Source organism: Streptomyces sp. Sge12 (assembly GCF_002080455.1).
Classification (GTDB): Bacteria; Actinomycetota; Actinomycetes; order Streptomycetales; family Streptomycetaceae; genus Streptomyces.
This window is the reverse complement of the sequence record NZ_CP020555.1, coordinates 281,539-305,713: the sequence shown is the minus strand read 5'-3', so window position 1 is coordinate 305,713 and position 24,175 is coordinate 281,539. Positions and strand designations below refer to the sequence as shown.

The window sequence follows — 24,175 nt, the reverse complement described above, 5'->3', positions numbered from 1 at the left end:
CGATCGGCCGCTCACGCTCCGCGCGGCCCCCGATCGCCGCATCAGCCGCCCCGATCGCCCCCATCGCCCCCGCCATCCCCCGCCTGACCACCGTCTTTTCCCGGCCACGCGCGAGGCTTCAACAAGAAAACCCTTGATGGCGCACTAGACTGGTGGGTTGTTTGGCGCCGAGCCGGAACAACCTGGGCAGACCCGGGCTCCGCCGGCGACCCGGACATTGCCGGGAACGAGACGTGAGGGCCGATGGCAGTCACACCTGAGCGCAGTGAACTCACTCTGCTCGACGGCGGGGAGATGCCCGAGGAGTCCGGCAAGTCGGCCCGCTTCACGGCAGGGTCGGCCGCCCCCACCCGCACCCTCGTCGACATCTTCGAGGCCACCGTACGGGCGTACCCCGACGAGCTCGCCCTCGACGACGGAACCACCCGACTGACCTACCGGGCACTGGCCGCCGAGGTCGAGCGCCGGCGCCGCGCCCTCGCGGCCGCCGGAGTGGGACTCGGCGACCGGGTCGGCGTCCGCGTGCCCTCCGGAACCAGCGAGCTGTACGTGGCCATCCTGGCCGTACTCGCCGCCGGCGCCGCCTACGTACCCGTCGACGCCGAGGACCCGGACGAGCGCGCCGACCTGGTCTTCGGCGAGGCGGGGGTCCGCGCGGTCCTCGGCGGCGGACAGCGCATCCACTCCGGCCGGGCCGCGGAGCCCGGAGCCCACGCCGCGGCCTCGCGCCCCGGCCCCGAGCACGACGCCTGGATCATCTTCACCTCCGGCTCCACCGGCAAGCCCAAGGGCGTCGCCGTCAGCCACCGCAGCGCCGCCGCCTTCGTCGACGCCGAGGCCGCGCTCTTCCTCACCGAGGAGCCGATCGGCCCCGGCGACCGCGTCATGGCCGGACTGTCCGTCGCCTTCGACGCCTCCTGCGAGGAGATGTGGCTGGCCTGGCGCTACGGCGCCTGCCTCGTGCCCGTACCCCGCTCCCAGGTGCGCAGCGGCGCCGACCTCGGCCCCTGGCTCGTGGACCAGGAGATCACCGTCGTCTCCACCGTGCCGACGCTGGCCGCCCTCTGGGAGCCCGAGGCGCTCAACGAGGTCCGGCTCCTGATCTTCGGCGGCGAGGCCTGCCCGCCGGAGCTCACCCAGCGCCTGGTCACCGAAGGCCGCGAGGTCTGGAACACCTACGGCCCCACCGAGGCCACCGTCGTCGCCTGCGCCGCCCTCCTGACCGGAGAGGAGCCGATCCGGATCGGCCTCCCGCTGAACGGATGGGAACTGGCCGTCGTCGACGAGTCCGGGGAGCCGGTGCCCATGGGCGGCAGCGGAGAACTCGTGATCGGCGGCGTGGGCCTCGCCCGCTACCTCGACACCGACAAGGACGCCGAGAAGTACGCCCCGCTCGAATCCCTCGGCTGGCAGCGCGCCTACCGCAGCGGCGACCTCGTACGCGCCGAACCCGAAGGCCTGATCTTCCTCGGCCGCGCCGACGAGCAGATCAAGCTCGGCGGTCGCCGGATCGAGCTGGGCGAGGTCGACGCGGCGCTCCAGGCCCTGCCCGGTGTCGCGGGAGCGGCCGCCGCCGTCCGCACCGCCCGCAGCGGCAACCAGCTGCTCGTCGGCTACCTCGTCACCCAGGACGGCTGGGACCACGCGGCGGCCGTGACCCGGCTGCGCGCCGAGCTGCCCGCCGCCCTCGTCCCCCTCCTCGCGCCCGTCGCCGAGCTCCCCACCCGGACCTCAGGCAAGGTCGACCGGAACGCGCTGCCCTGGCCGCTGCCCGACCTGGAGACCTCCGGCCCCACCGAGCAGCTCTACGGCACCGAGGCCTGGCTCGCCGAGCAGTGGAGCGAGACCCTCGGCGTGACCGTCACCAGCGCCGCCGACGACTTCTTCGCGATCGGCGGCGGCAGCCTCGCCGCCGCCCAGCTCACCACCCGGCTGCGCACCCGCTACCCGAGCGCCGCCGTCCTCGACGTCTACCAGCAGCCCACCCTGCGCAAGCTGGCCCGGCACCTGGAGAAGTCCGCACAGGACGACGGAGCGGCCCGGACCATCACCCCGGTACCGCTGCGCTCCCAGCTGGTCCAGTCCCTGCTGCTGCTCCCGCTGTTCACCCTGGTCGGCCTGCGCTGGACGGTCGCCGTACTGGCCCTGGGCAACGTACTGCACCGGTTCGGGCCCTACCCGTGGGCGCCGACCGCCTCGTGGTGGCTCGTCGCCGCCGGCGCGCTGCTCCTCTACAGCCCGCCGGGCCGGCTCGCCATCGCGGCCGGCGGAGCCCGCCTCCTGATGCGGGGCGTGAAGGCCGGACGCCACCCGCGCGGCGGAAGCGTGCACCTGCGGCTGTGGACGGCCGAGCAGCTCGCCGAGTACGTCGGCGCCACCTCCCTCACCGGGTCCTGGCTGGAGCGCTACGGGCGGGCCCTCGGCGCCAAGATCGGCCCCGAGGTCGACCTGCACTCCCTGCCCCCGGTCACCGGCATGCTGAAACTCGGCCGCGGCTGCGCCGTGGAGTCCGAGGTCGACCTCTGCGGCCACTGGCTGGACGGCGACCACTTGGAGATCGGCGCGATCAAGGTCGGCGCGGGCGCGGTCGTCGGCACCCGCAGCATCCTCTTCCCCGGCGCGCGCGTCGGAAAGCGCGCCGAGGTGGCCCCCGGCTCCGCGGTGGTCGGACAGATCCCCACCGGCCAGCGCTGGGCCGGCGCACCCGCCGGCAAGCTCGGCAAGGCCAAGCACAACTGGCCCAAGGAGCGCCCGCCCCGCGGCCTCCCCTGGCGGGCCGCGTACGGGGCCGCCGGCTTCTGCCTCACCGCCCTGCCCGTCCTCGCCGCCCTGCCCGCCCTGCTCGTGGTGAGCCGGTTCGTGCCCGCCGACGCCGGATTCGCCGCAGCACTGCGCGGAGCGCTCCTCGCCGTGGTGCCGGGCGCGCTGGCCTTCGGATTCGCCTACGCGGTGCTGCTGCTGGTCTCCGTACGCCTGCTCAGCCTCGGGCTGCGGACGGGAACCCATCCGACGCACAGCAGGGTCGGCTGGCAGGCCTGGACGGTCACCCAGCTGATGGACCTGTCCCGCGAAACGCTCTTCCCGCTGTACGCCGGGCTGATCACACCGGTGTGGCTGCGGCTGCTCGGCATGAAGATCGGCCGGGGCGCCGAGGTGTCCACCGTGCTCGCCCTCCCGAGCCTGACCACCGTCGGCGAGGGAGCCTTCCTCGCCGACGACACCCTGACCGCCCCCTTCGAGCTGGGCGGCGGCTGGGTCCGGATCGGACACTCCGAGATCGGCCGCCGCGCCTTCCTGGGGAACTCCGGCATGACCGCCCCGGGCCGCTCCGTGCCGGACGACGGGCTGGTCGGCGTCCTGTCCGCCACCCCGAAGAAGGCCAAGAAGGGCAGCTCCTACCTGGGACTTCCGCCGGTCAAACTGCCCCGGTCCACCTCCGACTCCGACCAGAGCCGGACCTACGAGCCGCCCGCACGGCTGCTGTGGGCGCGCGGCCTGGTGGAGCTGTGCCGGCTCGCCCCGGTGTTCTGCTCGGCCGCCCTAGCCGTGCTGACCGTGGCCGCCCTGTGCGCGCTCGTCACCCGCAGCGGCCTGGGCGTATGGGGCGCCGCGCTGCTCTCCGGAGTGGTCCTGCTGGTCGCCGGACTGGCCGCCTGCACGGTCGCGGTGAGCGCCAAATGGCTGCTCGTCGGTCGGCACCGCACGGGCGAGCACCCGCTGTGGAGCGGCTTCGTCTGGCGCAACGAGCTGGCCGACACCTTCGTCGAGGTCCTTGCCGTGCCGTGGCTGACCGGATCGGTGCCCGGTACACCCGTGCTGGCCCTGTGGCTGCGCGCGCTCGGCGGCCGGATCGGCCGGGGCGTGTGGTGCGAGAGCTACTGGCTGCCCGAGACGGACCTGGTGGTGCTGGGCGACGGGGTCAGCGTGAACCGGGGCTGTGTGTTGCAGACGCACCTCTTCCACGACCGGATCTTGAGGACGGATACTGTGGTGCTCCATGAGGGCGCCACCCTGGGCCCGGGCGGAATCGTCCTGCCCGGGAGCACGGTGGGGGCCCGCAGCACCTTGGGCCCCGCCTCCCTCGTGATGGCCGGGGAATCCGTCCCCGCCGACACCCGCTGGCTGGGCAATCCGATCGAGGCGTGGCGGTCCTGACCGGGCCGTTCGCGCCCCGGCCGGCACCGGCGGGAGCACCGGCACAACCGGTACACCAGCACGTCGTACGAGCACAGCGCAGGGAGCGGAAGCGGCAGTGAGCGGCCAGAAAACAGAGCCATCGGACCCGTACTTCCCGGCCAACGGCGACTCCCGTTACCGAGTGCACCGGTACGAACTCGCTCTGGACTACCGTCCCGGCCCCAACCGGCTCGCCGGGACGGCCCGGATCAGCGCGATCGCCGGGCGGGCACCGCTCGCCGAGTTCCACCTGAACCTGGCCGAGTTCAAAATAGGGCGGATCCTGGTGAACGGGCGCGCCCCGCACTACACCCACCGCGCCGGAAAACTCCGGGTGCGCCCCACCAAGCCGCTGCCCGGCGGCTCCGCCTTCACCGTGGAGGTGCACTGGGCGGGCAACCCCAAGCCCGTGCGCAGCCCCTGGGGCGGCCTCGGCTGGGAAGAGCTCACCGACGGGGCGCTCGTCGCCAGCCAGCCCGTCGGCGCGCCGTCCTGGTACCCGTGCAACGACCGGCCCGCCGACAAGGCCTCGTACCAGATCTCGGTCAACACGCCCTCCGCCTACACGGTCGTGGCCGGCGGCCGCCTGCTCACCCGTACGACGAAGGCCAGCACGACCACCTGGGTCTACGAGCAGGCCGCGCCGACCTCCAGCTACCTGGTCGGCCTGTCCATCGGCATGTACCAGACGGTCCTCCTCGGCGACCCCGGGCTCGGCGGCATCCCGCAGAGCGCCCACGTGCCGGCGCACCTGCTGCCGCAGTTCTCACGCGACTTCGCCCGGCAGCCCGCCATGATGCGGCTGTTCGAGGAGCTGTTCGGGCCCTACCCCTTCGGGGAGTACGCGGTGGTCGTCGCCGACGAGGAGCTCGACGTCCCCGTGGAGGCGCAGGGCCTGTCCACCTTCGGGGCCAACCACGTGGACGGCGTGCGCGGTTCGGAACGCCTCATCGCGCACGAGCTCGCGCACCAGTGGTTCGGCAACAGCGTGACCATCGCCGACTGGCGGCACATCTGGCTGAACGAGGGCTTCGCGAAGTACGCCGAATGGCTCTGGTCGGAGCGCTCCGGCGGCCGCACCGCGCACGAGCACGCGGTCAACGCACACCGGCTGCTGGCCGCGCAACCGCAGGACATGCGACTGGCCGACCCCGGCCGCAAGCTGATGTTCGACGACCGCCTCTACCAGCGCGGGGGGCTCGCGGTGCACGCGATCCGCTGCGCGCTGGGCGACAGCGCGTTCTTCCGCATGCTGCGCGACTGGCCCACGGTCCACCGGCACGCCGTCGTGACCACCACCGGCTTCACCCACCACGTGGCCCGCTACGCGGCCGAGCCGCTGGACGACCTGTTCACGGCCTGGCTGTACGAGCCGGCGCTCCCGCCGCTGCCGGTGCCGTCACCGGGGACGGGGCCGTCGATACCGGCGCGGCCCGGATACCCGCCGACGAACGGCGGCCCCAAGGGCCGGGGCAAGGCCTCGGCGTAGGGGTCCGCAGAACGGCGCCCACCGCCGGCCGGCCCGGGAGACCCCCTCACCGGCCGACGGCGGAACCGCTCCCCGACCGCTCCCTCCACCTCCGCAGGAGACGCGGCAGGCGTGAGCCACGCGGAGTCTCCCCGGGCCGCGGCGGCCCTTCCAGCTCGAACCGGACCACCGGATGCGGAGACCAGGTGATGTCACGGACGCAGTCGGCCGGGATGCCCAGGATCTCGACGAGCAGGGCGAGGGCGGCCTCGTCGTCGGTGTGCCGGCGGTCGAGCCAGACGGTGACCCCCGTGTCCGCCCCGTCGGCGAACGCGCTCAGGACGAAGAAGCGCCGGCCGAGGCGGAAGGTGGCGACGTCCACGTGGCCCAGGTCCTCCCAGCTCCGCTCCACCGCCAGCACGAGCCTGTCCGCGTACGCCTTCATGGGCGGTGGAAGCACACCGATCGGCCGGTGGGAAAGGGCCAGCGAATCCCACATCCCGTACTGCATCGCAGGATTGGGGTTCTGCTGATAGTCCGGGGCAGGGCGCCAGTCCGGTTCCGGTCCGGGGACCGCAACGGGCTGCCATCTCGGCTGCTGAGGGCCGGCTGGTTTCCCGCGGATGCGGGCCTGTTCATCTCTGCTCTCCCTGTGGCCTAGGCCGTCTCGTTTGGATCATCGCGCCGAGCCGGAGTCCGCTGCGGTGCCTGCGTCAGACGTTGCCGAACGGTTCTGGGTAGATGAATTCACCTCGTACGGACGGATCGTAGGCGGCCAGGGTGCGGATCTGGAACGGGTGCTCCCAGGCCAGTTCCTCGCCGACGATTCCGAAGTCAGTGCTCGGTCGGAAGCCGAAGCGCCCATAGAAGTCGGGGTCACCGAGGACAACGACCATCGGGGCGTCGAGGGCGTCTGCCGCAGCGAGAGTGGCGTGGACCAGGGCGGTTCCGCAGCCGCGCCGGCGATGCTCGCCGTGCACACCGAGCAGGCTGAGATTGGGGACTCGGACGGTACCGATTCGGCCCCAGGTGCACAGAGCGTGGCCGATGATCGCACCGTCCACGCCCTCAGCCACCAGCGAGAGCGCTGGGATCCAGTCTTCACCCCTCCACAATGCGTCCTGCAGCATCACCTCCACCGGTTCCTCCTCATACGGCTTGTGGGAGGAAGCGATGGTCACCGCACGGACAGCGGCCAGGTCGGCGGGGGCTTCTCGTCTGATCAGCATCTAGGCAGTGTGCCCTCCGGTCGGCCTGGCGTGTGTGCGGGGGGCCTCAGAGATATGGCCTCACCTCGCGGACCAGAGGAAGATGCCCGCGATGTGGAGCCCGGCGAGGTAGGCAGTGGCGGTCTTCTCGTAGCGGGTGGCGATGCCGCGCCACTGCTTCAGGCGGTTGATGCACCGTTCGACGGTGTTGCGCTGCTTGTAGGTCTCGCGGTCAAAGGCCGGGGGCCTGCCTCCCCGGCTGCCCCGACGCAGGCGGTGGCCCCGCTGGTCCGCCGGGATGGGGATCACCGCCCGGATGCCGCGCTTGCGCAGGTAGTCGCGAATGGCGCGTGAGGAGTAGGCCTTGTCGGCCAGGAGTACGTCCGGCCTGGTGCGCGGCCGCCCACAGCGGCGTGGGACGCGCAGGCGGGCCATCACGTGCGTGAAGGCGGGCGCATCACCGGCCTGTCCGGCGATGAGAACGAAGGCTAAGGGCTGTCCCGTAAGTGATCTTGCCCTGCGATGATCTCGACCGTGTCATGCGTGATCACAGCGTCCGAGCCGTCCTGGATAGCCCCGTTCACTGGTGTGGCTCCGCGCCAGTTCAACCGGGTGGTGCGTGCGCTGCGGCGCGGAGGCGCCGACATCGCTCGGCGGGGCCGGCCGTGGGGGATTCCACTGGAGGACCGGGTGCTTCTGGTGGCTGCGTACTGGCGTACTAACCTCACGCTGCGCCAGCTCGCTCCGCTCTTCGGTGTCTCGAAGTCCGCAGCAGGCCGCATCGTCAGGCAGGTCGGGCCTCTTCTCGCGTTCGGGCCCCGTAAGCAGTTTCGCAAGGACGCCGTGCTCATCGTGGACGGCACTCTGGTTCCCACCCGCGACCACGCGGTGGCGGAGCGGTCCAAGAACTACCGCTACTCGAGGAATCACCAGGTGGTCGTCGACGCCGACACCCAACTGGTGGTTCTGGTCGGCCGACCGTTGCCAGGCAACCGCAATGACTGCAAGGCATGGGGGCTATCCGGGGCGAAGGCCGCCGTCGGGAACACCGTAGTGATCGCCGACGGTGGCTATCGGGGTACCGGACTTGTCATCCCGCACCGCCGCGCCCCTGGGCAGAGCGAACTGCCCGCCTGGAAGGAAGATCACAACGCCTCTCACCGCATGGTCCGCGCTCGGGTCGAGCATGCTCTTGCCCGGATGAAGAACTGGAAGATCCTGCGTGACTGCCGCCTCAAGGGCGATGGCGTGCACCACGCGATGCTCGGCATTGCTCATCTGCACAACCTTGCGCGCCGCGGCTGACCGCACCGAGCCAGAAGTACTGTCCGTTCAGGATTCAGCGGGCAGGAGCTGGACCAGGCCGACCCAGTTCTCCTCGTCCACCTCGGCCTGCGTGGCGCGGACCCTCCAGCGGCCGGCGGGCAGTGAGACCGGCGCCTCGGCGGGCATCCCACCATCGGGGTACTCGATGCCCAGGTCGGAACCCGCTTCGGCGGAGTCCATGAGCACCGCCGGACCGTCCGAGGCCCAGGTGCCGCACTCCTCCCACATCGTGGCCGGGTCTGCAAGGACCGTGTCCGCCGCGGCTCTCAGTCCGGCCTCGGAGTCGGCAGCGCGCCACCGCAGGAATGCTCGGTGCTGGGGCAGATAGCAGCTGGTCGCCGGCTCATCCGCCAGCACCAGTGCCTGCGCACCGTTCTCGTCGATGGGGATCACACCGGCCAGATCGTCCACCGCACAGGCCCGGTCGTAGTCGTCTGGGGCGGTGGCGTCTCCCGCCATAAGACCATCCTCCGTGCACCCGCCCCAGGAAGCCAGGGCGGAGACGGGGACGACGATCAGAGGGCCGCCCATCGACTCCACCCAGATAGGGGAGGGGTGGGAGGCATCGTCGGCGGTGGATGAAGAGGTGATCATGCAGTCAGTGTGCCCTCGCCCACTGACACCCTCCCCGGGCTCGTTGGAACCCAGCACGGGGAAAGGCTCAGCCCCTGTGGCAAGCAGCAGTTACGGGACAGCCCTTAGGGGCCGGCATTGCGCTTCGGCTGCGAGATGAATCTTCGTGGTCAGCCCGCCGCGGGACCGGCCGATGGCATGGTCGTCAGGCTAGCCTGTCGGAGCCCCTCTTTTACGGGCCCCGGCCGCGTGCTGGTGAGCACGCACGATCGTGGAGTCCACCGAAACGGCCCAGTTCAGGTCCTCATCCGCGTCGGCCTGTGCCATGAGCGCGGTCAACACCCGCTCCCAGGTGCCGTCGGCGGCCCACATCCGCAGCCGGTTGTAGACACCCCTCCAGTTGCCGTACCTCTCCGGCAGGTGGACCCACTGCGATCCGCTCTGGAACTTGAAAGCGATCCCATCGATCACCTCGCGGTGATCCCTCCATCGACCACCTCGTTTCGGCGTCCGGTCCGGAAGCAACGGCTCGATCCGCGCCCACTGCGCGTCACTCAATGGCACACCCGAACCAACGATCAGATGATCCGAACGAAACGGCCTAGTTCTGCCGCGTCCAGCGCTGCGATGCTTCGCCGCCGCAGGACTTGGTGACCAGGCCGCTGCTCATGCCCAGGTCGAGGCAGCCTCCGTTGTAGTCGTTGCGGAGGCTGCCGCCCGACCCGGTGCGCCACAGGCGGGCCGTGTCCTGGGCGCAGTCGCCGACGAAGACCGCCTGGCCGAGCATGTTGGCGTACAGGCAGCTGCCGCTCTGCTGGTTGACGAGCTTGAAGCTGCCGTCCGGTCGGCCCTGGACCGTCCACCGGGCGCTCCCGTCCGCGCAGTCGCCGAAGTCCGAGGATCCGAAGACCTGCGTGATGCACTTGCTGTTGTTGCCGTTGCTGAAGCGGAAGGTGCCGGAGGCGGGCGGTGCGGGGGGTGCCGGGGCGGTGGGGGCCGTGGACGTACCGCCGTTGGAGGGGCGCGTGCCGCCGGCGCCACCGGCGTTCGCGGGGTTGCCGGAGTTGCCGGCGTTGCCCGAGCCGGGTTGCGCCCCGCCGCCGGGGCCGGTGCCGACCGCGGCCGGGGGGCTGCCCGTACCGGCCTGCGCCGGGTCCTGTGCGGGCGGCTGCGCGGGTGACGCCGTACCCGAGGGGCTGCCTGCTGCCGCCGCCGGCGCCGTCGGGCCGACCGGCGCGGTGACCTGGGTGGAGGGGGTGCTTCCGGCTCCGGCCCGCGGCGCGGAGGTGTACGGGAGGTGCTGGATGGCGAGGGTCGTACCGCCCGCGACCACGACCACGGGCACGACGGCGAGGAGCACGCGGGTCCGGCGCCGGCGCTCGGCCCGCTCCGGCCGGGCCGTGGCCGGGGGAGCGAGGGCGACGGGCCCCGGGGTCGCAGCAGAGTCCGGTTCCGCTTCCGCTTCCGGCTTTTCCCCGGCGAGCGGGATCGTCGGTACGTCGATCTCCGGCACCTTCGCGGCGAAGGCGGCCCGCTCGGCCAGGCGCTCGGCGATGGCCCGCGGCCACAGGGGGGCGGCGAACGGACCGTGTGCGCAGGCGCGTTCGAGCAGCTCCGCGGCGGTGGGCCGGCCTTCCGGGTCCTTGTCGAGGCAGGCCGCGACCAGGTCGGCGAGGTCCGGCTCCAGCTCCCGCAGGGGGTCCAGGTCGGGTTCCTCGTGGACGATGCGGTACAGCACGCCGTGCCCGGACTCGTCGCCGAAGGGCGGCTGACCGCACGCCGCGTACGCGAGTACGGAGCCCAGTGCGAACACATCGGTGGCGCCGCTCAACCGCCGCCGCCCCGAAGCCTGTTCGGGCGCCATGTATGCGGGCGTGCCCACGACCATGCCGGTCCGGGTCAGCTGGCTCTGCTCCGCGGCCCGGGCCACGCCGAAGTCGATGAGGGTGAGGCCGTCGAGCGTCAGCATCACGTTGGACGGCTTGAGGTCCCGGTGCACCATGTCCAGCGCGTGCACCGCCGCCAGCCCCGCCGCGGCCTCCCTCAGCAGCAGCCACAGCGCCTGGGCGGGCAGCGGGCCGCCGTGCAGGGCGATCGCCTCCCGCAGGGTGAGCCCGGGGATGTACGCGGTGGCGAACCACGGGGGAGCGGCGGTGCGGTCGCTGTCCAGCAAGGGCGCGGTGGCGTCCGCGGGCAGCCGGGCGAGGTTGTCCAGTTCGTGTCCGAAGCGGCGCAGGAAGTCCTGGTCCTCGCCGACGACGGAGGGCAGCAGTTGCTTGACGGCGACGTACCGGCCCTCGCGGATCCCGAGGTACACCCGCCCCATGCCTCCGGCGCCGAGCCGGCCCGCCAGCGGGATCGACCCGATCCGGCGCGGGTCTCCCGCCTGCAGCGGTTCGGCTCCGCTCCCCGTCAGCTCTAACACGTCAGCCCCGCTCGAATTGGAAAGAGTTTCCAGAAATCTAGCCCCGATGATCCCGGGACGGCAACGCGGGTCCCCCTGCGCCGAGTTGATCCGGATTTCAGCCCGGCGGCCCCTGTACATGCGGGCGCAGGAGGCCCGGACAGTGCGGACGGTGAGCGGGGGTGCGCAGGGGGTGAGAATCGTGAGAACCATTACATTCAGCCCAAAATCGGGCGCTCAGCAAGGATCATTATGTGCGGTAATTGTCGTATATGGCTGCCGTTGCGGCCCGCGTCGTCCGGGAGACCGGCCGGCGCCACGGGAGAGATATGGGACGCGTGCGCAGCTGGGCCGGCAACCGACGGATCACTCTGCCCCTGGTGGCCGGAGGAGCCGTCGTACTGGGGCTGGGCGGCCTCTACGGGACGGCCTTCGCGGTCGGTGGCGACATCGACCAGGGCACGCACGTCCTGGGCGTGGACATCGGCGGCATGAGCCGCGCCGAGGCCCGCCGGGCGCTGACCCGCGAGCTCGGGCCCACCGCGGCCGCACCGATCGCCGTGAAGATCGGCGACCGCGTGGAGAAGGCCGACCCCGCCGCGCTGGGGCTCTCGCTCGACACCGATGCGACCCTCGACAGCGCCGTACGCACCGGATACGGCCCGGTCACCGTGATCGGCAGTCTCTTCACCTCGGCCGACCGCGACGTGGCACCCGTGATCCGCATGAACGAGCAGACCGCCCGGGCCGCGGTCGACCGCCTCGGCAAGGCCGCCGAGCAGCAGGTCCGCGACGGGGTGATCGGCTTCGAGAAGGGCGCGGCGAAGGCCGTCGCCCCGCTGACCGGCGTCTCCCTCGTCGAGGACAAGGCCCTCGACACCCTCCGTGACGCCTATCTGCGGCCGGCCGCAGATCCGGTCGTCCTGCCCGTGAAGCGCACCGAGCCCCGGGTCGACGCGCAGGAGACCGAACGGGCCATGCGCCAGTTCGCCCAGCCGGCGATGTCCGGGCCCGTCAACCTCACCGTCGCCGGGAAGAGCCTGTCCATACCCCCCGCCGTCCTCGGCGAGCACCTGAAGATGCGGGCCGACGCACAGGGCCGCCTCGTACCCGACCTCGACTCCAAGGGCCTGCTCGCCGACCCGGCCGTGGCCCGGCCGATCGACGAGGTCACCCACCCGCCGCGCGATGCCGCGCCCCGCCTCGGCGCGGACGGCCGCGTGGTGATCGCCGACCTCGGCCGTGAGGGGCGACAGGTCACGCAGGAGGCGCTCGGCCGGGCCGTGCTGCCGCTGCTGACCCGCACGGGCGCGGCCCGCAGCGCCGAGGTCGCCACCGTCGCCGTCGAACCGGACTTCACCGGCGAGGAGGCGCGGCGCCTCGGGATCAAGGAGAAGGTCTCCTCCTTCACCGTGAACTTCCCGGCCGCCCCCTACCGCACCACCAACATCGGCCGCGCCGTGGAGCTCATCAACGGCTCCGTCGTCATGCCGGGGGAGGAGTGGAGCTTCAACCGCACGGTCGGTGAGCGCACCCCCGAGAACGGCTTCGTCGACGGCATCATGATCAATGACGGCCAGTACGTGAAATCGCCCGGCGGCGGTGTCTCGGCGGTCGCCACGACCATGTACAACGCCGCGTTCTTCGCGGGCGTCAAGACCGTCGAGCACGGGGCCCACTCCTTCTACATCGAGCGGTACCCCGAGGGCCGGGAGGCGACCGTCGCCTGGGGCACCCTCGACCTGCGGTGGGTCAACGACACCGGTCACCCCCTGTACATCCAGGCACAGTCCACCGACACCTCGCTGACGATCTCCCTCCTCGGTACGAAGAAGTACGACGAGATACGCGCGACCAAGGGGCCGCGCACCAACGTCACCCCGCCCGGCAAGCGCACCGGCAGCGGCGAGACGTGCGAGGCCCAGACTCCGCTGGAGGGCTTCGACGTCGCCGTCGGCCGGGTCTTCGTCCAGGGCGGCGAGGAAGTCCGGCGCGAGGACTTCACGACCCACTACACGCCGCGCGACGAGGTCACCTGCACCCCGGAGGGGGCTCCTGAGGGCTCCCCGGACGCGACCGCGGGCGCCACCCCCGGCGCCACCCCGGGCGCCACACCTGGCTCCACGCCCGGTGCCACCCCGCAGCCCCCGAACCCGTCCGGCGCCCCCGCGAACGGCGTCCAGGCCGTGGACGAGCGTCACGCCGACTGACGCAATCAGCGGACAAGGGGTGACAATCCGGGCGCGTATCGTGCATGCCGGGCGCCTTGGAGGCCCGGAAGTGCTACAACTGGGTTCGTGACCATTCCTCGCCACCCGTGCCGGGCACGTCGGTGCGGTCACTGCTAGGCAACCGGAAGAAGAGCGTCGCCGGACAGGTATTCGTCCTCCAGGTGGCGATCGTGGTGTTGCTCGCGGCCGGGGCCCTGCTGGCCCTGGTCCTCCAGTCGAAGCACGACACCGAACGCGAGGCCCGCAACCGGTCGGTGTCCGTGGCCCAGACCTTCGCCCACTCCCTGGGCCTCCAGGACACCCTCAAGACGTCCGACCCGTCCGCGGTCCTCCAGCCCCTCGCCGAGACCACGCGCAAGGCCGCCGGGGTGGACTTCGTCGTGGTCATGGACACCAAGGGCATCCGGTACAGCCACCCCCAGCCCGACCGCATCGGGAAACGCTTCGTCGGCACCATCGAGCCCTCGCTGAAGGGCCAGGTCCACACCGAGAGCGTCGACGGCCCGCTCGGCAAGGAGATCCAGGCCGTGGTGCCGGTCACCGGGCCCGACGGCAAGGTCGTCGGCCTCGTGTCCGCAGGCCTCACGGTCAAGAACGTCACCGGCGTCGTCGACCGCCAGCTCCCGGTCATCCTCCTCGCCATCGCCACCGGCCTGGCCCTGGCCACCGTCGGCACGGCCCTGATCAGCAGGCGCCTGCGCCGCCAGACCCACGGGCTCGGCACGCAGGAGATGACCCGCATGTACGAGCACCACGACGCGGTGCTCCACGCCGTCCGCGAGGGGGTGCTGATCACCGACGGCGAGGGGCGGCTCCTGCTGGCCAACGACGAGGCCAAACGCCTGCTCGGACTGCCGGAGGACGCCGACGGACGCCACATCGCGGACGTACCCGGCCTGGACCGCCGGATGGCGGACCTGCTGCTCTCCGGCCGGGAGGCCACCGACGAGGTCCTGGAGAGCGGCGACCGGCTGCTCGTCGTCAACCAGCGGCCCACCCACCCCGGGGGCCGCCCCGAGGGCGCCGCCATCACCATCCGCGACTCCACCGAGATGCAGGTCCTGACCACCCGGGCGGAAACGGCCCGCAGACGCCTGAAGCTGCTCTACGACGCGGGCGGCGACATCGGCACCAGCCTCGACGTGGTGCGCACGGCCGAGGAACTCGCCGCCGTGGCCGTCCCCCGCTTCGCAGACTTCGTCACCGTCGACCTGGCCGACCAGGTCATCGACGGCGAGGAGCCCCGCGCCGGGTCCGACATGCGGCGCACCGCGGTCTACGGCATCCGCTCCGACCACCCCCTCTACCCCGTCGGCCGACTGATCGACTTCCTGCCGTCCACCCCCCAGGCCCGCGGCTACGGCACCGGCCGGGCCGAGCTCGTACCCGACCTGGCCGAGGCACCGGGCTGGCAGGCCCAGGACCCGCCGCGGGCCCGAGCCATCGTCGAGTACGGCATCCATTCGCTCATCGCCGCCCCGCTGATGGCCCGGGGCGTCGTACTCGGCGTGGTCAACTTCTGGCGGTCGGAGAAGCAGGAGCCCTTCGACGAGGACGAGCTGTCACTGGCCGAGGAACTCGTCGCCCGCGCGGCCGTCAGCATGGACAACGCCCGCCGCTACACCCGGGAACACGCCCTCGCCGTGACCCTCCAGCGCAGCCTGCTGCCGCGCGCCCTGCCCGAGCAGAGCGCCATGGACGTGGCGCACTTCTACCTGCCCGCGCAGTCCGGGGTCGGCGGCGACTGGTTCGACGTCATCCCGCTGGCGGGCTGCCGCGTGGCCCTGGTCGTCGGGGACGTCGTCGGGCACGGCCTGCACGCCGCCGCCACCATGGGGCGCCTGCGCACCGCCGTGCACAACTTCTCCTCCCTCGACCTGCCCCCCGACGAGATCCTGGCCCGCCTGGACGACCTCGTACAGCGCATCGACCACGACGGGGAGGGCGACGACGTGAACGGCGGCGTACTCGGCGCCACCTGCCTGTACGCGATCTACGACCCGGTGTCCCAGCGCTGCACGATGGCCCGGGCCGGCCACCTGCCCCCGCTGGTCGTCGCCCCCGACGGCACCACGGAGATCGTGGAGCTGCCGGCCGGACCCCCGCTCGGGCTGGGCGGCATGCCCTTCGAGACCGCGGAGCTGGACCTCGCGGAAGGCAGCCAGCTCGTCCTGTACACGGACGGGCTGATCGAGGAGCGGACCCGGGACATCAGCGAGGGCCTGGAACTGCTGCGGGTGGCGCTCAGCCACCCGGACCGGGACCCGCACGAAAGCTGCCGGGCGGTGCTCGACATGCTGCTGCCGCCCCGCCCCACCGACGACGTGGCCCTGCTCATCGCCCGGACCAAGACGCTCGGCCCGGACCGGGTCGCCCAATGGGACGTACCGTTCCGGCCGAGCGCCGTCGGAGCCATGCGCAACGCCGCCGCCAAGAAGCTCGACGAGTGGGGCCTGACCGACCTCGGCTTCGCCACGGAACTGATCCTCAGCGAGCTGATCACCAACGCCCTGCGGCACGGCAGGGGGCCCGTACGGGTACGCCTGCTCCACGACCACAACCTGACCTGCGAGGTGTGGGACGCCAGCAGCACGGCCCCCCACCTGCGCTACGCCGCCACCACGGACGAGGGCGGCCGGGGCCTGTTCCTCGTCGCGCAGCTCAGCGAGCACTGGGGCACCCGCTACACACCCGAGGGCAAGGTCATCTGGGCGGAACTTGCGCTGCCCGGGGGCACGGGCGACACCGAGGCCGCCTTCGCCGCCTTCCTGGACGTGGACCCCCTCTGACGGACGCGGACCCCACTGACCCGGCGGGCGCCCGGGCGAGTCGGTCAGAGGCCGGTCCGCAGGGCCTTCAGCGCCGCCTCCAGAGCCTGCTCCGCGGGGACCCGGACGTCGGGCAGCACGCCCGTGCCCTCCCAGTTGCCACCCGTGACGGTGTTGATCGACCGGGCCACGGGCACGGTCACGAGCACGTGCTCGGAGACCGGGTACCGGGCCGTCGGATGGGCGCCGCCCCGGGTCGTCTCACCCACCACCACGGCCCGCCCCTGCGCCTGCAGGGTGTACGACACGTCCTCGCCCCCGGAGAAGGTGATCCCGCTGGTCAGGATGTGCACCGGCCGGTCCAGATAGCGCGGCCCGGACAGGTGCCCGGTCGTCCAGAACTGGCGGGTCGTGTCCGAGGTCCGGTCGTAGATGTCGTTCAGGTGCACCTGGTCGTCGGGGAAGAAGTAGCTGCACCACAGTGCCGCCCCCTCCGGCAGGCCGCCGAGGCAGCCGCGCAGGTCCAGCACCAGGGCGGAGCTGTGGGCGACCAGCTGCATCGCCGCGCCGATCGCGCTCGCTCCCTCGGTGGCGCTCGCGATCCGCCCGATCTCGATCAGCCCGATGTTGCCCTCCAGCCGCTCGACGCGCCGGATCCCCTGGTTCTCGGCGCGGAGCAGTGCCAGGAACGCGGCCTGCCCGCCGTCCTCGTCCACCGGATCCAGCGACTGCGGCTCGTCCGTCCACAGCAGACGCAAGTGCTTGTCCGGGCAGACCTCCTGGAGGTGCGCCGTCACCGCCGCGCAGAGCGCCGGCCCGTCCAGGCCCTCGTAGGCACCCGCGGCGAGACGGCCGCGTATCGCGGCGTCGACGGCGACCGCCTTCTCGGGAAAGACGTACCCCGCGCCGATCCGGGCCAGGGCACTCTCGATGATCACTTCAGTGGTAGGCATGAGGCGACATGCTAGAGGCCAAAACTGCGCAGGCCAAAGGCCTTTACCGCAGGGCCGGAGCGGTCGCCACCCCCGCACGAGCCTCACGGACGAGCTCGCTAGGATCATGCGGTGCACCCGCAACCCCACCCCTGGACCCCCTATCCGAAGATCCCTGCGAACACCCGGCTGGGAGAGGCCCGCGGGCGCAACTGGGTGGCCCACGAGAAGATCCACGGCGCCAACTTCGCCGTCGTGTGCGACGCGACGGGCGCACATCCCGCCAAACGGCGCGAACTGCTCGCGGACGCCGGCCTGGACGACTTCTTCGGCGTCGGCCGGATCTGGCCCGCCCTGGCCGTCGCCGCGACCCGCTGCGCCCGGACCCTGCGCGAGGACACCGGAGCCCCGGCCTCCGCGACCGTCACCGTCTACGGCGAACTCGCGGGCGGCCGCTACCCCCACCCCGACGTACCCGCCACCCCCGGGGCCGAGCCCGTACAGACCGGCGTCTGGTACGCGCCCGACCTGCTCTGGCTGCCCTTCGACGCCACCGTCGCCGGTGAGGACGGCCTGCGCTGGGTCGGCGACCGGACCCTGCGCGCCGCGGCGGCCGCGGCCGGGCTGCTCTGCGTCCCGCTGCTGGCCGAAGGCCCGCTCGCGCGCCTCCAGGAGCTGCCGGCGGTCTTCCCCACCCGGCTGCCCGGCCTGCTGGGCCTGCCCGCGCTGCCCGACAACCTCGCCGAGGGCCTCGTCGTCAAGCCCGCCGACGCATCCCACGACTCGGGGCGGCCCATGGCCAAGTTCAAGCAGCCGGCCTTCGCCGAGGACGAGCGGTTCGACGGTTCACGCCCCTACGCGGCCCCGGCCGACGGCGCGGCCGGAGTCCCCGGCTGGCTGCTCGCCCACGGAACGGGCCTGCTCACCCCGGCCCGGGCCGCGTCGGCGGTCAGCAAGCTGGGGCCTCGTACCCCGCAGGCAGACCTGGCCGCCGAGATAGCCCGTGACGCCACCGAGGAGGTCGCGCAGGCGCTGGGCGGCCTGGACGGGGCGACGCACCGCGCGCTGGAGGGCTCCCTGCACGCCGGAGCCCTCGCCCTGGCCCGCTTCGACGCGGCCGACCGCCGGGCCTGACGCACTGTGCATACTGCTGACATGAAGTCCCGGCCCGCCGCGCGCATCCATCTGATGATCAGCTTCGTGCTGGTGACGTGCGGTGCGGTCGCCGGCGCCTGCCTCGGCCTGCTCCTGTCCGGCCGGCTGATGGCCGTGATCCTCGGGGGCGCCGCCGCCCTCGGCGCGGGGCTGGGCTCGTTCCTCTCCCGCCGGCAGGTCCTCGCGCTCTTCGAGCCCGACCCCGACCCCGAGGCCGCTCCGGGCGACGGCTACGCCGAGGGGCTCGCCGACGCCGCGCTCGTCTGCATCGCGACCTATCAGGCGGCCGTCTTCCCCCTGACCCCCGACGGGGTGAGCGAGGCCGAGCGGGAGGCCCGCCGGAAGATGGCCTACCGGATCTCCGCCTACGAGGGCCTGCCGTACCCGGTACAGACCTCGGCGGCCGCCGCCCTCGAGGCCATCGACCACGGCGCGGACCCCAGGCGGGCGGAAACCGCCATGAGGGCGCTCTGCCTCACCGTCTACGACAACCGCCGGGGCCGGTAGCCGACCCGTTCGTGCGGTCGGTTCACCGCATTGTGTGATCGGCTGGTCGGCAACGGTTGGGCCTCGGTCCTGCCGTCGGCAGTGGCCTGATGCGGATCATGGCGTTGTCCGGTTATGGAATCTGACGGGATGCTGTTCGCTCGGGCGCCGCTCGACGGTGTCGTCTGGCTCGACACACTGGTCCACGATCCGGCCTGCGGGTCCTGCCCGCGTCCGCGGGAGGCGGAGGACGACTCGGAGGAGGACGACGCCGACGGGATCCCGGTGCTGTCGGGCCGGGCCCGGAACTGGATGGTGGCCGCGTCCGCGGTCACCGTCGTCTCGGCCGTCCTCACCGTCGTCGCGAACTGAGCGCCCCCGGCCGGGGGCACTCATCCGGTCGGGCGCAGGGCGAGCGTCCAGGTCCGGAAGGTGTACTCGTCGGCCGTGCCGGGCCGGTCGGGGTGCCGTTCGGTGAGCGTCACGGTGAGTTCGCCGCCGGTGCGGTGGAGCGCGCCGTGGTAGCGCCAGGCCTCCTCGGGGTCGATGGGCAACAGCTCGGCGAGGATCGTGTCCTCGAGCCGGCGGTCGACGGCGCGCAGCACACCGGCGTCGAGAACCAGGATCGTGCCGTCCGCCAGTACCAGCGGCGACGGAGTCTGCGGATCGGTGAGCAACGGTCCGCGTTCGACGGCGCCGCCGGGCAGCAGCCGGACCACCCGGCTGCCGGTGGGCAGCCTGCGGTCGGTCTCGACGACGCGGACGCCGGTCCCGACGACGTAGTGCCCGTAGCTGCGCCAGGAGTCGTACAGGGTGCCGTCGCGGTCGTACGCCCACGTGTCGAAGGCGTCGTAGCCGGCCAGACCGAGTACGAACCGGCCGCCGCCGAGGGCCGCGCCGCGTTCGCCGCGCAGTTCGGTGATCAGGCTGCCGTCCGCCAGGTCCAGCAGGAGGGCCGGGCCGAGGTTGCCCCACGGTGTGTACGCGAGGGAGTCCGTGGTGACCAGGACCCGGCCGCCGGATATGTGCGCGGCGTTGGGGCGCCCGGAACAGGATGCGGTCCAGCGGGTGCGGCCGGAGTCGTCGACGCAGCTGATCTTTCCGGTGGTGCCGTGGATCCGCAGGTCCTGCCGCCGGGCGAGCGGCCGGCCCACGGCGCGGGCCGGCCCGCGCGGCGGCCGACCGGACCGTTGCTCGTGCTCCTGCACGGTGGCGTGCCACGCGCCGGTACGGTCGCTGTCCTCGGATCTCCCCATGGATCGAGATGGTAGGGCGCGGCGACCCCGACCGTGTTCGAGTCGGCAACACACCGTCACCAAGTCGTGAAGGTTCTGCGGGACGCTGGTGCTCACCCAGCTCGGCCCAGCCCGGCGCGTTCCGCGCTTCTCCCCAGGGGGACCACCATCATGAGCACTGCACTCAAGGCCGCCATCGCCCTCGCCGCCGTATCCGCACTGGCCCTGACGGCCTGTGGGCCCACCGAGGACGGCGCGGCGGGTCCGTCCGCGAGCGCGACCGCGTCCGTCTCCGCCTCCGTGTCCGCGAGCCCGAGTACGAGCGCGAGCGCGTCGGCGAGCCCCTCGAAGTCCGCCTCGGCGGGGCCGTCGAAGTCCGCGTCCCCGGCCAAGTCCCCGACGCCCGGTTCGACCGACCCGGACCACGACGTCTTCCCGTGCAGCACCTTCGACGTGACGTTCACCGCGAGCCTTGCCGAGCCCACGACCAGCAGCTACCTGCTGAAGATCACCAACAAGGGCACCAAGGCGTGCAGGGCCCTGGGACACCCGATCATCACCTTCGGCGATCTGGACGGTCAGGCCACCGAGCGCGGCGCCGCCCCCGGCATCGAGGACGCGATCAGGCTGGAGCCCGGCCAGTCGGCCTACGCCGGGCTCATGGGCGGCGCCAAGGACGGCAAGGGCAAGACCGTGGGCTCGATCGCCCTGACCATGAACACCGAGTCCGACCTGAAGCAGACACCGCTGGGGGCCTCGACCCCGGGCCTGTACGTCTCGCCCGACAAAAACTCCGTGACCGCCTGGATGACCAACGCGGAGGACGCCCTGAGCCTGTAGGGAGCTGTAGGGACCTGTAGGGGGTCTGTGGGGGTGCCGGGGGTGTGTTCATCCGGTCGGCGGAGCAGCGCAGGCCACCTGCGCCCCGCCGGGTCAGGCTGTGGACAAGGACCGTCACCACCGCACAGACGAGGACCGAGCCCATGTCCCACAGCCGACGTATCAGCATCATCGTGGGCACAGCAGCACTGCTGCTGACCTCCACCGCCTGCTCGGGCCTGGGCCGGAGCACCGTCGGCATGCTGAGCTTCCGCGGACACGACTCGCCGGTCGAGGTGACCTACTCCAACACGCTCGTCGTCGGCTGCCACCGGATCGCCATCCCGGAAGGAGCCACGCACGTCGAGAACAACACGCTCGTCGACGTCGTCCTGTACCGGACGCCCGACTGCCAGAAGACCGACAAGGCCGACGGGATCTACGTGGCGACGACCCTCAGCAACGTAACGGCCCCGGTGAGCCTGCCCTGGCGCAGCTTCAGCGTCATCCACTGACCGCTTGCGGGCGGGCGGCACCTGCCCCATAGTCCGAGGTATGGACGAGCGCGAGGCGGCGCTCCGACAGGCGCACGGCCATGCCGTCCGCTGGCTGGCCAGCCTGTCCGACCGCCCGGTTCCCGCCCGCGCCCCGGTCGACGAGATCGTGCGCGCGCTCGGCGCCGAGCTGCCCGACGCGCCGAGCGCGCCCGCCGACGTCGTCGACCTGCTGGCCACGGCCTGCGAGCCGGGACTCACCGCGTTCCCCGGCGGCCGCTTCTACGGATTCGTGGTCGGCGGCACCGAACCGGCCGCGCTCGCCGCGGACTGGCTGGTCAGCGCCTGGGACCAGAACTGCGTGATGCGCGCCGTGTCACCCGCGTACACGGCGGTGGAGGAGATCGCCGGCGCCTGGCTCCTCGACCTGCTCGGCCTGCCGCCCGCCTGCGCCGTCGGCTTCACCACCGGCGCCACCATGGCCAACTTCACCTGCCTCACCGCCGCGCGCGACACGGTGCTGCGGAGCGCCGGCTGGAACGTCGCCCACGACGGACTCACCGGTGGGCCGCCCGTACGCGTCATCGCGGGCCAGGACCGCCACATGGCCATCGACCTGGCCCTGCGCTACCTCGGGCTGGGCCGCCCCGAACTCGTGCCGGCGGACGGGCAGGGACGCATCGACCCCGAGGCCCTGCGGCGCACCCTGACGGGCTCCGCCCCCGGCACCGGCGAGGGCCCCGGTCCCACGATCGTGATCCTCCAGGCCGGCGACATCCACTCCGGAGCCTTCGACTCCTTCCCCGAGACGGTCCGGGCGGCGCGCGAGGCCGACGCCTGGGTGCACGTGGACGGCGCCTTCGGCCTGTGGGCGGCCGCCTCCCCGGCCCACGCCCACCTCACCGAGGGCTGCGCACAGGCCGACTCCTGGGCCACGGACGCCCACAAAACCCTGAACGTCCCCTACGACTGCGGCCTCGCCATCGTCCGCGACCCCTCCGCGCTCCGCTCCGCGATGGGCCTGCGCGGCGAATACCTCATCCAGCACGAACACGGCGACCCCGTCGACAAGGTCCCCGAACTCTCCCGCCGCGGCCGGGCCTTCACCGTGTGGGCCGCCCTCAGGTCCCTCGGCCGCTCCGGTGTGGCCGACCTCGTCGACCGGCTGTGCCGCCACGCCCGAACCTTCGCCACCGGCATCCGCGCCATCGACGGCGCGACCGTCCTCAACGACGTGGTCTTCACCCAGGTCTGCGCCGAGTTCGGCGACGACGAGCGCACCGACCGGGTCCTGGACCGGCTCCTCGCCGAGGGCACGGCATGGATCAGCGGCTCCACCTGGCACGGCCGCCGCGTCATGCGCATCTCGGTGAGCAACTGGTCGACCACCGACGAGGACGTGGCCCGCACCCTGTCCGCGATCCGCCGCGCCGCCTCCTGACCACGGCCCGCCTCAGGCCGTGAGGGTGACGGGAGTCGGGCCGTCGGGGCGGACCGTGATGCTGTACGCCGCCCCGCTGGGGACGGACCGGAAGACCGGGACGTGCGCCGGCAGCAGCTGTTCGAGGAGGGCTACCGACTCGCGCAGGGCGAACTGCTGCCCCAGACAGGCGCGCGGGCCGATCCCGAACGGCAGATACGCCCCGGGCTGCGTCGGCCGGCCGCCGGGAGCGGTGAAGCGCCGGGGGTCGAAGCGCTCCGGGTCCGGCCACAGTTCGCGATCGCGGTGGGTGAGGTACGGGCAGACCAGCACGTCCGTGTCGGCCTCGACGCGGTAGCCCGCAATGACGTCGGCCTCGGCCGTGTACCGGGGCAGGATCCAGGCGGACGGGTAGAGCCGCAGCGTCTCGCCGACCAGTGCCTGGAGCGCCGCGCGCCGTTCCGGTGACCCCTCGGCACCCGCCGCGAGAGCCTCCTCGCGCGCCGCGGGGTGGCGGTCGAGCAGCAGGTACAGCCAGGTCATGGTGGTCGCGGTGGTCTCGTGGCCGGCGACCAGCAGGGTGACGAGCTCGTCGCGCAGCAACCGGTCGGTGTACTCCGGGCGTTCGGCGGAGGCGTCGACCAGCACCTGGAGCAGCCCCGGCCCGTCGGGGCCGGGCGCCCCCGCCCGGGCGGCGGCCACCGCCCGCCGGGCGACCTCGTCGATCCTGGCCAGGTCGTCGGCGACGGCGTCCCGGGCTTCGGCACCGTCGGCCGGCAGGCTCGGCAGTGCGGCCACCACCGTCGCCACGGCTGTCAGTTCGTGCGCGGTGGTGTCGTCGAGCGGGTGGCCGGTGAGCGCCCGCCAGATGGTGTCCAGCGCGAAACGGCGCATCTCCTCACCCAGGTCGAAGGTCTCCCCGCTGCGTGCGCGGTCGGCCCACCGGCCGGCCGTGGTCCGGGCGGCCCCGGTGATCCGCTGCTCGTAGCGGCGCATCCCCTTCCCGGTGAACTGCGACTGGAGCAGCCTGCGTTGCCGCTTCCAGGCCTCGCCGGTCGCGGCGAGCACCCCGTCCCCGATGAGCAGCCGGGCGCGGTGGGAGCGCTTGACGTACCGGTCGGGGTGCAGGGCCAGCACGTGCTGTACCGCCTCGGGCCCGGTGACCAGCACCGTCGGCCGCGGCCCGAGGCGGAACGCGGCGACGCCGCCGAGCCGCTCCCGTACCTGCGCCAACAGGTCGACCGGATCACCGCGGTGGGTGCGCCACCGCTCCACGCACTCCGCGTCGGCCTCCGGGAGCGGCCGCCCCGCTCCGGACCGCTGCGGGGCGTGCGGCTGCGGGGCGATCGGCCTGCTGCTGGCGTCGGTGGCCACGGCTGACTCCTGTCCGGCTGGCGGGGCGCGACCCGGGGGCGCGTCGACATCACGGACTGTACGGGGCCGGGAGTGTGCGGTGACAGTTCGGTGGGGCCGATGGCCC

General features: G+C 72.6%; 19 protein-coding genes and 1 pseudogene. 11 read left to right on the top strand and 9 right to left on the bottom strand.

Annotated features, from left to right (window positions below; all coding sequences use genetic code 11):
- Positions 1-243 precede the first annotated feature (243 nt).
- Entirely contained in the window at positions 244-4,155 is a 3,912-nt protein-coding gene (locus tag B6R96_RS01405) for a Pls/PosA family non-ribosomal peptide synthetase (protein WP_081521264.1), read from the top strand.
- Positions 4,156-4,252: 97 nt separating this feature from the next.
- On the top strand, positions 4,253-5,665 hold the full coding sequence (locus tag B6R96_RS01400) for a M1 family metallopeptidase (RefSeq protein WP_081521263.1): 1,413 nt from the start codon (positions 4,253-4,255) through the stop codon (positions 5,663-5,665).
- 46 nt (positions 5,666-5,711) lie between these two features.
- On the opposite strand, the gene B6R96_RS01395 is transcribed toward B6R96_RS01400, so the two are convergent.
- From B6R96_RS01395 to B6R96_RS01385, 3 genes and pseudogenes are all read right to left on the bottom strand, one after another.
- Positions 5,712-6,089 (bottom strand): hypothetical protein, encoded by a 378-nt coding sequence (locus tag B6R96_RS01395; RefSeq protein WP_159396253.1) that lies wholly within the window; start codon positions 6,087-6,089, stop codon positions 5,712-5,714.
- Between the two features lie 268 nt (positions 6,090-6,357).
- Complete coding sequence (locus B6R96_RS01390; RefSeq protein ID WP_081521261.1) at positions 6,358-6,873, bottom strand: GNAT family N-acetyltransferase; 516 nt, start codon at positions 6,871-6,873, stop codon at positions 6,358-6,360.
- Positions 6,874-6,933: 60 nt separating this feature from the next.
- Positions 6,934-7,353: pseudogene (locus B6R96_RS01385) on the bottom strand (IS5 family transposase); the annotation flags it as partial.
- 33 nt (positions 7,354-7,386) lie between these two features.
- On the opposite strand from B6R96_RS01385, the gene B6R96_RS01380 reads away from it, so the two are divergent.
- The gene (locus B6R96_RS01380) at positions 7,387-8,157 is read left to right on the top strand and encodes a transposase (protein ID WP_081524908.1); all 771 of its coding nucleotides are present in this window, start codon (positions 7,387-7,389) and stop codon (positions 8,155-8,157) included.
- A 27-nt stretch (positions 8,158-8,184) separates the two neighbouring features.
- Here the strand turns inward: B6R96_RS01380 and B6R96_RS01375 are convergent, their stop codons facing one another.
- The 3 genes from B6R96_RS01375 to B6R96_RS01365 all read right to left on the bottom strand — a co-directional run bounded on the left by B6R96_RS01375 (position 8,185) and on the right by B6R96_RS01365 (position 11,176).
- Positions 8,185-8,772 carry an Imm21 family immunity protein gene (locus B6R96_RS01375; RefSeq protein WP_081521260.1) on the bottom strand — a complete coding sequence of 196 codons (588 nt, stop codon included), beginning with the start codon at positions 8,770-8,772 and terminating at the stop codon, positions 8,185-8,187.
- A gap of 189 nt (positions 8,773-8,961) precedes the next feature.
- Positions 8,962-9,315, bottom strand: a complete 354-nt coding sequence (locus B6R96_RS01370; protein ID WP_237291271.1) for an IS5 family transposase — start codon at positions 9,313-9,315, stop codon at positions 8,962-8,964.
- 37 nt (positions 9,316-9,352) lie between these two features.
- The gene (locus B6R96_RS01365) at positions 9,353-11,176 is read right to left on the bottom strand and encodes a serine/threonine protein kinase (protein ID WP_081521258.1); all 1,824 of its coding nucleotides are present in this window, start codon (positions 11,174-11,176) and stop codon (positions 9,353-9,355) included.
- A gap of 308 nt (positions 11,177-11,484) precedes the next feature.
- Here B6R96_RS01365 and B6R96_RS01360 point away from each other — a divergent pair, with 308 nt between their 5' ends.
- Together B6R96_RS01360 and B6R96_RS01355 are read left to right on the top strand one after the other, a co-directional pair.
- Positions 11,485-13,365 (top strand): VanW family protein, encoded by a 1,881-nt coding sequence (locus B6R96_RS01360; protein ID WP_081521257.1) that lies wholly within the window; start codon positions 11,485-11,487, stop codon positions 13,363-13,365.
- Between the two features lie 182 nt (positions 13,366-13,547).
- On the top strand, positions 13,548-16,175 hold the full coding sequence (locus tag B6R96_RS01355; protein WP_384504902.1) for a SpoIIE family protein phosphatase: 2,628 nt from the start codon (positions 13,548-13,550) through the stop codon (positions 16,173-16,175).
- 44 nt (positions 16,176-16,219) lie between these two features.
- Here the strand turns inward: B6R96_RS01355 and B6R96_RS01350 are convergent, their stop codons facing one another.
- The gene (locus B6R96_RS01350) at positions 16,220-17,107 is read right to left on the bottom strand and encodes a S41 family peptidase (RefSeq protein WP_053703806.1); all 888 of its coding nucleotides are present in this window, start codon (positions 17,105-17,107) and stop codon (positions 16,220-16,222) included.
- Positions 17,108-17,218: 111 nt separating this feature from the next.
- On the opposite strand from B6R96_RS01350, the gene B6R96_RS01345 reads away from it, so the two are divergent.
- The 3 genes from B6R96_RS01345 to B6R96_RS01335 all read left to right on the top strand — a co-directional run bounded on the left by B6R96_RS01345 (position 17,219) and on the right by B6R96_RS01335 (position 19,099).
- Entirely contained in the window at positions 17,219-18,220 is a 1,002-nt protein-coding gene (locus B6R96_RS01345) for an RNA ligase family protein (protein WP_053703807.1), read from the top strand.
- A gap of 21 nt (positions 18,221-18,241) precedes the next feature.
- Positions 18,242-18,748 carry a hypothetical protein gene (locus B6R96_RS01340; RefSeq protein ID WP_030385038.1) on the top strand — a complete coding sequence of 169 codons (507 nt, stop codon included), beginning with the start codon at positions 18,242-18,244 and terminating at the stop codon, positions 18,746-18,748.
- Positions 18,749-18,877: 129 nt separating this feature from the next.
- Positions 18,878-19,099 carry a hypothetical protein gene (locus B6R96_RS01335; protein ID WP_030385039.1) on the top strand — a complete coding sequence of 74 codons (222 nt, stop codon included), beginning with the start codon at positions 18,878-18,880 and terminating at the stop codon, positions 19,097-19,099.
- 20 nt (positions 19,100-19,119) lie between these two features.
- On the opposite strand, the gene B6R96_RS01330 is transcribed toward B6R96_RS01335, so the two are convergent.
- Positions 19,120-19,983 (bottom strand): hypothetical protein, encoded by an 864-nt coding sequence (locus B6R96_RS01330; RefSeq protein WP_081521256.1) that lies wholly within the window; start codon positions 19,981-19,983, stop codon positions 19,120-19,122.
- Positions 19,984-20,133: 150 nt separating this feature from the next.
- On the opposite strand from B6R96_RS01330, the gene B6R96_RS01325 reads away from it, so the two are divergent.
- The 3 genes from B6R96_RS01325 to B6R96_RS01315 all read left to right on the top strand — a co-directional run bounded on the left by B6R96_RS01325 (position 20,134) and on the right by B6R96_RS01315 (position 22,716).
- Positions 20,134-20,802: a DUF4232 domain-containing protein gene (locus B6R96_RS01325; RefSeq protein ID WP_081521255.1), complete on the top strand. Its 669-nt coding sequence runs from the start codon at positions 20,134-20,136 to the stop codon at positions 20,800-20,802.
- A gap of 143 nt (positions 20,803-20,945) precedes the next feature.
- Positions 20,946-21,296: a hypothetical protein gene (locus B6R96_RS01320; protein ID WP_030385042.1), complete on the top strand. Its 351-nt coding sequence runs from the start codon at positions 20,946-20,948 to the stop codon at positions 21,294-21,296.
- Positions 21,297-21,336: 40 nt separating this feature from the next.
- Positions 21,337-22,716 carry a pyridoxal phosphate-dependent decarboxylase family protein gene (locus B6R96_RS01315; protein WP_081521254.1) on the top strand — a complete coding sequence of 460 codons (1,380 nt, stop codon included), beginning with the start codon at positions 21,337-21,339 and terminating at the stop codon, positions 22,714-22,716.
- Between the two features lie 12 nt (positions 22,717-22,728).
- Here the strand turns inward: B6R96_RS01315 and B6R96_RS01310 are convergent, their stop codons facing one another.
- Positions 22,729-24,069, bottom strand: coding sequence for a cytochrome P450 (locus B6R96_RS01310; RefSeq protein ID WP_237291270.1), 1,341 nt, complete (start codon positions 24,067-24,069; stop codon positions 22,729-22,731).
- Positions 24,070-24,175 lie beyond the last annotated feature (106 nt).